Origin of the sequence: uncultured Thiodictyon sp., from assembly GCF_903828115.1 — a bacterium.
GTDB lineage: Bacteria > Pseudomonadota > Gammaproteobacteria > Chromatiales > Chromatiaceae > Thiodictyon.
The window spans coordinates 1-9069 of sequence record NZ_CAIKKU010000246.1 but is presented as its reverse complement, the minus strand read 5'-3'; the positions used below and the strand labels follow the sequence as shown (position 1 = coordinate 9069).

Here is a 9069-nt window from a genome sequence, read left to right as displayed (position 1 = left end):
GGCCCCCCGGCCGCGACAGGCTACCGCAAGGGCGCGTGGCCGGCGTTCTGATCAAGGCCGCACTGCGGACCCACGACCTTACGGCAAGCGAGGTGGCCGGGGCTCTGGTCACACCCGTCGCGGGTCCCGCTGACAGCGGCCTGCGTGTCCCTGGTGGAGGGCGGCCGTCTGATTCAGATGGCCTTCTTGATGTCTTCCCGGAGATCGGCTACGCCCGCCTCGACCTTGCCGAGGTTCTTCTGGACGATGCCTTCCGCCTCCAGGTCGTCATTGCCGACGACCCGCCCGGCGACTTCCTTGACGGCGCCTTTCGCTTCTTCGTAACGGCTGGTGACTTGTTCTTTGTTCATGAGAGGTCTCGTGATGATGAGTGTGAACATGACCTTTGCTCAGCCATGGCCCCGGCCGGGTAACGAGTGTCCCCGCGCTGTCGGAGAATGCTACGCGCGAAACCGCGGTAACTCGGTGCGCCAGCGCACCCACACCAGTCTGGCAAAATGTTGTTGTAAATTAACAATTTTGTTGCAGTGCACCATTCCGGCCAGGCGTCGGCAGCAGGCGCAAGGTCACGCGCAGGAGCTCCTCCCAAGAGAAAAAAGCGATACATAAACAATCGGCAAGCGGTTCAATGCCCGCCGACGCAGACCAGCGGGCAGGGGCCGTTGTCGACCTGCAACATCGTCCGAAAATACAACAAAAATTAATAAAAACATAGCGTTATTGACCAAACGCGGTGCTTGGTCTAGACTTGGATACAGCGTTTCCAGGTGGGCCCCGGGGCTGACAGGTACCCACCAAATTCAGCCTCCCGGAACCTGTAGCAAGTCGCTGGTGTTGACGCAACAAAAAATGAGAGGAAGACCGCTATGCAAACCCTAGACGGCTATCGCAGCACGCATTCGGATCTCCGTCAGATGATCGACGATCTGCGCTCGCTCCTCACTCCGGAGCAACTGCGCGTTCGTCCCAATGCCCGAATGGCCTATGAGTTGTTGCTCGATCTGGGTGAGCGGGTGCAGCGACACCTGGCCGAAGAGGATCGCGGTCTCTATCCCAGCCTCTTGATCCACGATGACCCCAAGGTCAAATCGATCGCCTGGGGATTCATCAGCGGTGAACGGCCCCTGCGGATGATTTTCGATCACTACCACAAGCACTGGCTGAACAACGGCGACTTCAATTTCAGCGACGATTTTCTGGCCGAGACCCATCAGGTCTTCGAGATGATCGGACAGCGCCTCGACCGCGAAGAAGAGGTCCTCCTGCCCAAGCTGGTGGAGATCGGCATGTTCCATTACGCGCGGGCCTGACCCGCACGGCGGTCCGTTTGCGGTTGCGCCGCAGCGCGCGGCGACCGACTGCGGCGGCAAAGCGGCGCCGCGGGGAACTGCGACGCGGCGTTCTCCGCGCGGGCCGTCGCGGCTGAAGCCGCTCCCACAGCGTCGCTGCGCGACTTTTACGGTGAGCATCCGCAGCGAGCGCGCATTCTTCCCGCAGATCCTCCCGGCGGGCGACGACGTCGCTCCTGACGCCGGGGGCGAGTGCCACCCGGCCGCCCGGATCAGCCGTCCTGCACCACCGCCCGCAACTGCTCCCCGAGCCGGTTGAGTGCCGCGGAGCAGTCGTCCGGGCGCAGGCTCACCTCGATCAGCGAGGGACCGTCGCGGAAGGCGAGCGCCGCCCCCAAGGCCTCCTCGAACGCCTCCTCGGTGGGGGCCAGGAAGCCGCGCAAGGGGCCGAACAGCTCGCCCAGACGGTGGAAGCGCCAGTCGGCGATGTCGTTGAACGGGCCCTCCAGGATGAAGCGTTCCGTGGTGTAGCCGCGGTTGTTGCAGAGGATCACGATAGGGTCCAGACCCAGCCGGGCGGCGGTCGAGAGTTCGGTGCCGGTCATCTGGAAGGCGCCGTCGCCCACCAGCACCAGCGGCCGGCGACTCGGGCGGGCCACCTGGGCGCCCAGCGCGGCGGGGACCCCGAACCCCATGGTCGTGTAATAGGCCGAGGCGAGGAACTCGCTGCGCTCGTGCACCCGCAGATCCACCGCGGCGAACAGACAGTCCCCGGAGTCGGCCACCACCTGCATGTCGGGGGTTAGAAAGTCATTGAGTCGGGCCATCAGCCTGGCCATGGTCATGGGCGCCCCAGGCCGCGGAAAGTCGGGGGCGGTCATTGGACCCGGGACCTCCGGCAGCGGGCCCGGGTGGGGCTTGACCGCCGTCGCGAGGGCCGCGATAAAGTCCCGCAGATGCACCCGCGGGAAGCGGTGGCGATGCACCCAGACCTCCTCCTGGCCCGCCCGTACCATGCGCGCCGGGTCCAGGCGGGCGGTATTGATCCCGAGATCGATGTCGTTGGGGGTGACCCCGAGCAGCAACAGCAGGTCCGCCCGCTCGATCACTTGACGCGCGCCCTCCGGACCCATGGCCCCCTCATAGACCCCCAGATAGCCGGGCTGGCGCTCCGCCACCACGGACTTGCCGGTCAGCGTGGCGGCCACCGGCAGCCGCGCCTGGCGCACGAAGTCCGCCAGCAGGTCCTGGAGCCCGCGGCGATGGACCTCCACCCCGGCAAGGATGGCCGGGGCCTGGGCGCGGCCCAGCAGGGTCAGGGTCTCCTCCACCGCCTCGGCCAGGACCTCGGGGTCGCTGGCGCCCTCCGCCTGGTCGGCGGCGGGGCCCCAGCAGGGCGTCTCCCGGGGGATCGGGAAGGCCGGGGTGTCGACGCGGTCGCGGGGCAGCTCGATATAGACCGGTCGGCTGTAGCGGCGCGCCGCGTCCAGGGTGCGGTCGATCTCGCGCAGGGCCGTGTAGGGGTCGTCCAGTACGGCGCAGGCAACGGTGATGCGCTCGAAGATCTCGCGCTGAAAGCGGAAGGGACCGAAGCGATGGTGCAGTTGCGGGTCGTCGCGCTGCTCGGCGACCCCCGGGGCGCCGCTGACCACCACCACCGGGGAGCACTCCGCATTGGCCCCGGCCACTGCGTTCACCACATTGAGCGCGCCCACCCCGTAGGTGACGGCCAGGGCCCCGAGCCCCCGGCAGCGGGCATAGCCGTCCGCGGCGAAGGCGGCCGTGTCCTCCCGGGTGGTGCCGATATGGCGGATCTCGGAGCGGCAGAGCCGGTCGTAGAAGCGCAGTACATAGTCGCCGGGGACGCCGAAGAGGTGATCGACCCCCGCCTCCTTGAGGCGGGCGATCAGGTAGTCGCCGATCCGGGGCCAGTCGGTCGGGGCGCACTCCGGCGCTCCGGACAGGGTGGAGGTGCCGCTCATGGGGTTCCTGCGCGTTGCGCGTCTGATGGATTGGTATCGGCGGCCGGGTGCCCCCGAGCGCCGCTGCAACAGTAGTGTACGTCGTCGGCGGCGGTGTGGCTGGCCGGTATTCGGTCCGGGTCATCGTGACCCGCGCTTGCTCTGCGCCGCGCAACGCATTAGCCTGCACCGCCATGGATGAACTCGGCACACCCCATGATCGTTATTTCCGGGAGGACCGCGGGCGTCTGGAGATCGCCGGGACTTCCCGCGCCGGGCGCCGCGGCGGCGCCCCCGGGCGGGATCGGCCTTGCGACGCTGGAGCCCTCCAAGGACACCTGAAGGTGGGCGCGGACCTGAGCGCGGACTGCTCAGCGCGAGTCGGTCCGCGCACGCAGCGCTGGTGCCAACCCGGGGCAACGACGGCAAGCGACACGGAAGTTCCTCTTTTACTTCACTCATCAGTTCGTTGTGGTCAACATGGCATCCAACTTGTGTCCGGCTTGTGGCGCACCCAAGCACCCGTTGAAAGCCTGCGAGGCTTGTGGTTTTACACACCGCGGGAGTCTCCCACCTGCAACCACCGATAGCGCCGGTATGCCGGAGGCTGCGGTTCCTGCACCGAGGTCACGGTCAGCACCGACGCAACCAGTGCGCGTAACAACGAAGCCGCGGTCGCGTTTGGCGAGCCTGTCGGTGGACCCTGCGGTGGATTAGGTTACGCGGGGCGGGTGCCGGCCTCAGGTCGCCGGGCGCCCGGGGCGAGCCGATGTCCATGCGCGGTTCGGTCAGCAGCACGCGCAATACCCGCCGCTCGATCATAATGGATCGTCGGCGGACCGGTTCCGGTCGCGCCGGAGCCCGCCGCGACGCTCGCTCAGGTCGTGGCCTGGCGGCGTCGTCGCGAGCCGACGACCGATGTTTTTCGCTGCCCCTTATCTTGCCCGCCCCGGACCGCCACCGGCTCAAAATCCAAAGATCAGGGCGCCCAGGGTTGCCGCGCGTAGTACCATGACAGTAGACCTGTGCTATAAAAAAAGAGCCTGGACACCAGGCTCAACCAACGGAGACTTTACCGATGACAAAAACCCTCAAGCTCGTTTCCCTGTCGGCCGCCGCCCTGATCGGGGCGACCCTGATCGGCGGCTGCGCCGACCAGACCGCCCGCGACATGGCCACGCAGGCCCTGGACGCCGCCAAGGCCGCCCAGTCCTGCTGCGACGCCAATACGGAGCGCCTCGATCGTATGTATCAAAAGATCATGCGTAAATAAAGCGGTCAACGCAGCCGCGCCGGCTTCCCGCCAGCGGTGGGAAGTCGGTCTTGTCATGAATTCCAGCTTCACCCAGACCTTCCTCGTGACGCCGGTACGGCAGGGTGTGGGGCTGACGTCGGCGGCGCTGGGCATCGTGCGCGCACTGCAACGCCTCGGCGTGGCGGTCGGATTCGTCAAACCGATCGCCCAAGAAGAGGAAGACAACTCGGATTACTTCGCCCGGGAGATCTTTCAGATCCCGGTTCCCGCGGCGCTCACGCTGGCGGACTCGGCAGAACGGATCGCCGCCAACCAGACCGGCCAATTGCTGGAGGACGTGGTGGCGCTGTGCATGAGCGCGGGCACGGGGGTCGGCGTCCTCGTCGTAGAGGGATTGCACGCCGACGCGCAGCACCCCTTTGCATCCCAACTCAATGTCGATCTGGCGCTCAGCCTCAAGGCCGAGGTCGTGCTGGTCGCCGACGCCTCGCTGCCGCATGCCGTCACCGAGTCGCGCCTGGCTGCGAGTCAATTCGCGAACGAGGATTGCCGCGTAGCCGGGGTGATCTTCAACAAGGCCCCCGCGGGTTTCGATGAGGCGTCGGCCCGCAACAACCTGGGCCAACTGCGCATCTGGGGTGTGGTTCCGGAACACCCCAGCCTGCGCGCGCCGCGCACCCTGGACGTGGCGCAGCACCTGAACGCCGAAGTGGTCTTGCGGGGCGAACTCGACACCCGCCGGGTCACCGAGGTCGTGACCGCCGCGCGTTCGGTCGCCGAAGTGATCCCGCGACTGCGCCCGGGCGTGCTGGTGATTACCTCCGGTGACCGGGACGACGTGATTCTGGCCTGCGCCCTGGCGGCCGCTCGCGGTATCGAACTGGCCGGCCTGTTGCTGACCCACGCGAGCGTCATTGCCCCGCAGGTCATGGAATTGGCGGCCCCGGCCTTGACGCGCGGCCTGCCGATCCTGCGCTCCGATGACGACAGCTATGGGACGGCGCGCCGGGTCAGCCATATCCCGACAACGGTGCCCAAGGACGACATCGCGCGCATGAATGCCGTGCTCGATTGCGTGGCCGAGCACCTGGACGCCGCGACGATTTCCGCCGCCTTTCACCTGCGGGAGAACACCAAACTCTCCCCCCCGGCCTTCCGCTATCAACTCATCCAAAAGGCGCGGGCCGCGCAAAAGCGCATCGTCCTGCCGGAAGGGGAAGAGCCCCGCACCCTGCGCGCCGCGGTGATCTGTGAAGAAAAGGGCATTGCCCACTGCGTGCTCCTGGGCAAGCGCGAGGCGATTGAAATCGTCGCGGCCTCCCAGGGCCTCACCCTGCCTGCCAGTCTGGAGATCCTCGATCCCGACGCCATCCGGGGCAACTATGTCGCCGCCATGGTGGCGTTGCGCAAGGCCAAGGGCCTGACGCCGACGCAGGCCCTGGAGCAGCTCGAGGACGTGGTGGTCGTGGGTACGATGATGCTCGCGGTCGGCGATGTGGACGGCCTGGTCTCCGGCGCCGTGCATACCACGGCCAATACGGTGCGCCCCGCCATGCAGTTGATCAAGACCGCGCCCGGCTCCTCGATCGTCTCATCGGTCTTTTTCATGCTCATGCCGGACCAGGTACTGGTTTACGGCGACTGTGCCATCAATCCGGACCCTACGGCCGACCAACTGGCCGAGATCGCCAAGCAGAGCGCGGACAGCGCCGCCGCCTTCAGCATCACGCCGAAGGTGGCGATGATCAGCTACAGCACCGGTGTCTCGGGCAGCGGCGACGACGTGAACAAGGTGCGCCTCGCCACGGCAATCGCCCAGGCGCGCTACCCGGAGCTGGTCCTCGATGGCCCCTTGCAGTACGACGCGGCCTCAACGGCCGCGGTGGGGAGGCAGAAGGCGCCCGACAGCCCGGTCGCCGGACAGGCAACCGTCTTTGTCTTTCCCGACTTGAACACCGGCAACACCACCTACAAGGCGGTGCAGCGCAGCGCCAACGTCGTGTCGGTCGGCCCGATGCTGCAAGGCCTGCGCAAGCCGGTCAATGATCTCTCGCGCGGCGCACGCGTGGATGACATCGTCTTCACGATTGCACTGACGGCGATTCAGGCACAACAGACGCAGGCGGCGCACGCCGGCAGTGCCGCATCGCTATAACAGCCAATCCGCTTGGAGTTGAAGAATGACGGCAGAGCGCAGCAGCAACCCGACCGATCCAGCCCATGATACGCCGGCCGGGGGTGTCGCCGACTATGATCCGCGCCGGCCGGTCTTTGCCGTCCCTTACCGCCAACTGGCCGATCAGTTCCGCGGCCGGGAGACGGCATTGGACGAGGTGCGGTAACAGCTCCAGTCCGGGCGCCGTACCTGCATCACCCAGGCGGCGGGCGGCCACGACCAGGGCGGCCTGGGCAAGACCCAAGTCGCCGTGGAGTATGCCTATCGCTATCGGGATCAGTACCCCAATGGCGTCATCTGGCTGTCCGCCGACTGGGACCTTGACGCCCAGCTCGCGGATCTGGCGGTCAAGGCCCGCTGGATTGCGCCCGAGTCCGAACGCCGCTACGTGCTCGATATCGCCCGCCACCGGCTGCGCAGCGTCGCGGACTGCCTGATCGTCTGCGACCAGGTACAGGACCCGGCGGCGCTGCGCGACTACCTGCCCGAGCCGGCCGCGGCCACTCACGTTCTGATCACCAGCAACACCGGGCAACCGGACTACACGGCGGTCCTCATCGCCCCACTGGACCCCGACGCCGCCCTGCGGCTATTGATCGAGACCGTCGGCCGCGAGCCGGACGGCGAAGCGGAACTCGACGCCGCCCGCGCGATCACCCACACCCTGGGCGGCCTGCCGCTGGCCCTGGAACTGGCCGGCGGCCAACTGGCGCAGGGCGCGCAGCGCTTCCAGGACTATCTCGAACGGCTGCGCCAGGACCGCGGGCAGGCAGCGCCGGAGCGCAGCGACGCCGAGTTGGATTCAATCCTGCGGATCGGCACCGGGGTCTATGCGGAGCAGCCGCTCCTGCCGGCCGTCTTGGACGCACTCGCCTGGGGCGGTCCGGCACCCATGGGTCGCGACCTGCTGGCCGCCATGCTCGGCGCGCAGGATGGCGCCGAACTCAGCGCCGCGCTTGATCTCGGCAGCGCACTGCGCATCATCCGGCCGGTGCCGGGGACCACCCGTTACGCCATGCACGGGCAGGTAAGGGAGGTCCGCCGGGCGCAGGCCCCCATCGCCGGGCGGCCCGACTGGGCGGCGCAACAGTGCGCGCGGGTCACGGCCTGGTTCAGCGCCCGGCTCGATGACCCGCAACAATTGCCGGACTTCGAGGCCGAATTGGACCAGTTGCGCGAATGGCATGACCATGCGGTCGAATGTGCCCCAAGACTTGCCGCCCGGCTCACCTGGCTGCGGATCTATGTGCCCTTGCAGCGCGGTCAGCCGCAGGAGATCCGGCGGCTGCTCGAACAGGGACTGGCCGAATACAAGCAGCATGGGTGTGATGATCAGGCCCTCTTCGCCTGCCTGCACCACGACCTGGCCTTCGCGCTGGACGCGCTCGGCGACTCCAAGCGCGCACTGGCAACGGCCGAGCAGGCGCTCGCCATCCGCCGCGGGCTCTTTGGCGATGACCATCCGGATACCGCCAGGTCACTCGGCAATGTCGCCAACTACGCCGCCACGCTCGGCGACCCGCTGCGCGCCCTGGAATCGACCGAGCAGTCACTCGCCATCCGCCGCGGCCTCCATGGCGAGCGGCATCGCGACACCGCCGCGTCCCTCAACAACATCGCCACCTACACCTATGCCCTGGGCAACCCCAGCAACACGCACTCGACATGGCAAGCCAGGCGCTCGCCATCCACCGTGACCTCTACGGCGAGCGCCATCCCGATACCGCCGCGTCGCTCCTGAGCGTCGCCTATTACACCAATGCGCTGGGCGACCCGCAGCGGGCACTGGAACTGGCCCAGCAGGCCCTGCACATCCACCGTGACCTGTTCGGCGACCGACACCGCCATCAGCGTCAACACCATGGCCACCTATGCCGGCGCCCTGGGCGACCACCAACGCGCCCTGGACCTGGCCCAGCAGGGCCTGGCCATCCAGCACGAACTGTTCGGCGTGCGCCATCCCGCCACGGCCAAGTGCCTGCACAACACCGCGGGCTATCTATTGAAACTCGGCAAGACCACCGAAGCCTATAACCAGGCCCAGGCGGCCCACGACCTCTTCCGGCAACTCCTGGGCGCCAAGCACCCGCAGACGCTCAGCACCGCCCAGCTCCTCAGCCGCATCAAGCGTCCGGGGTTTCGCATCCCATCGTTTCGCAAGGGCGGCAGCGCCAAGAAGGGCACTGGTTCAGTTTGGCGACCGCCTTAAGATATTGATTAGACAGCAAGTAAAGGATTGCTGAGGGATGGCCGAAGCCTAAAGATATAGCGACCTAATGTGTTATCCAGACTAAATAATTATGTAGCATACAATGTCTCCGGCAACTGGAAGAACGATTTTACACGATCAACATTGTATTGCAGTGCCTGTAAGGCAGTCTGCAACTT

At 66.8% G+C, this 9069-nt stretch carries 8 protein-coding genes and 2 pseudogenes; 8 read left to right on the top strand and 2 right to left on the bottom strand.

Translation table 11 applies throughout. The annotated features are described in order from the left end of the window. Positions 1-173 precede the first annotated feature (173 nt). Complete coding sequence (locus tag QZY48_RS09230; protein WP_100922744.1) at positions 174-350, bottom strand: CsbD family protein; 177 nt, start codon at positions 348-350, stop codon at positions 174-176. Positions 351-866: 516 nt separating this feature from the next. Between QZY48_RS09230 and QZY48_RS09225 the strand changes: the two genes are divergently transcribed. Beyond that, positions 867-1310 (top strand): hemerythrin domain-containing protein, encoded by a 444-nt coding sequence (locus QZY48_RS09225; protein ID WP_295430361.1) that lies wholly within the window; start codon positions 867-869, stop codon positions 1308-1310. 251 nt (positions 1311-1561) lie between these two features. On the opposite strand, the gene QZY48_RS09220 is transcribed toward QZY48_RS09225, so the two are convergent. Further along, on the bottom strand, positions 1562-3271 hold the full coding sequence (locus QZY48_RS09220; RefSeq protein WP_295430359.1) for a thiamine pyrophosphate-binding protein: 1710 nt from the start codon (positions 3269-3271) through the stop codon (positions 1562-1564). Between the two features lie 177 nt (positions 3272-3448). On the opposite strand from QZY48_RS09220, the gene QZY48_RS09215 reads away from it, so the two are divergent. The 7 genes and pseudogenes from QZY48_RS09215 to QZY48_RS09190 all read left to right on the top strand — a co-directional run bounded on the left by QZY48_RS09215 (position 3449) and on the right by QZY48_RS09190 (position 8890). Beyond that, complete coding sequence (locus tag QZY48_RS09215) at positions 3449-3592, top strand: hypothetical protein (protein WP_295430358.1); 144 nt, start codon at positions 3449-3451, stop codon at positions 3590-3592. Positions 3593-4328: 736 nt separating this feature from the next. Beyond that, positions 4329-4523 (top strand): alanine-zipper protein, encoded by a 195-nt coding sequence (locus QZY48_RS09210; RefSeq protein ID WP_295430356.1) that lies wholly within the window; start codon positions 4329-4331, stop codon positions 4521-4523. Between the two features lie 55 nt (positions 4524-4578). Beyond that, positions 4579-6660: a phosphate acetyltransferase gene (gene pta, locus QZY48_RS09205; protein WP_295430354.1), complete on the top strand. Its 2082-nt coding sequence runs from the start codon at positions 4579-4581 to the stop codon at positions 6658-6660. 25 nt (positions 6661-6685) lie between these two features. Beyond that, positions 6686-6847, top strand: coding sequence for a hypothetical protein (locus QZY48_RS09200; protein ID WP_295430352.1), 162 nt, complete (start codon positions 6686-6688; stop codon positions 6845-6847). 726 nt (positions 6848-7573) lie between these two features. Next, positions 7574-8263, top strand: a pseudogene (locus QZY48_RS34720) (tetratricopeptide repeat protein); the annotation flags it as partial. A gap of 83 nt (positions 8264-8346) precedes the next feature. Next, positions 8347-8469, top strand: a pseudogene (locus QZY48_RS34715) (hypothetical protein); the annotation flags it as partial. A gap of 31 nt (positions 8470-8500) precedes the next feature. Then, entirely contained in the window at positions 8501-8890 is a 390-nt protein-coding gene (locus QZY48_RS09190) for a tetratricopeptide repeat protein (protein ID WP_295430348.1), read from the top strand. Positions 8891-9069: the final 179 nt, after the last annotated feature.

Excerpts from the sequence above, each read along its gene's own strand:
- QZY48_RS09200 (WP_295430352.1), top strand. The coding sequence starts at position 6,686 with ATGACGGCAGAGCGCAGCAGCAACCCGACCGATCCAGCCCATGATACG.
- QZY48_RS09215 (WP_295430358.1), top strand. The coding sequence starts at position 3,449 with ATGAACTCGGCACACCCCATGATCGTTATTTCCGGGAGGACCGCGGGC.
- pta (WP_295430354.1), top strand. The coding sequence starts at position 4,579 with ATGAATTCCAGCTTCACCCAGACCTTCCTCGTGACGCCGGTACGGCAG.
- QZY48_RS09230 (WP_100922744.1), bottom strand. The coding sequence starts at position 350 with ATGAACAAAGAACAAGTCACCAGCCGTTACGAAGAAGCGAAAGGCGCC.
- QZY48_RS09220 (WP_295430359.1), bottom strand. The coding sequence starts at position 3,271 with ATGAGCGGCACCTCCACCCTGTCCGGAGCGCCGGAGTGCGCCCCGACC.
- QZY48_RS09225 (WP_295430361.1), top strand. The coding sequence starts at position 867 with ATGCAAACCCTAGACGGCTATCGCAGCACGCATTCGGATCTCCGTCAG.
- QZY48_RS09210 (WP_295430356.1), top strand. The coding sequence starts at position 4,329 with ATGACAAAAACCCTCAAGCTCGTTTCCCTGTCGGCCGCCGCCCTGATC.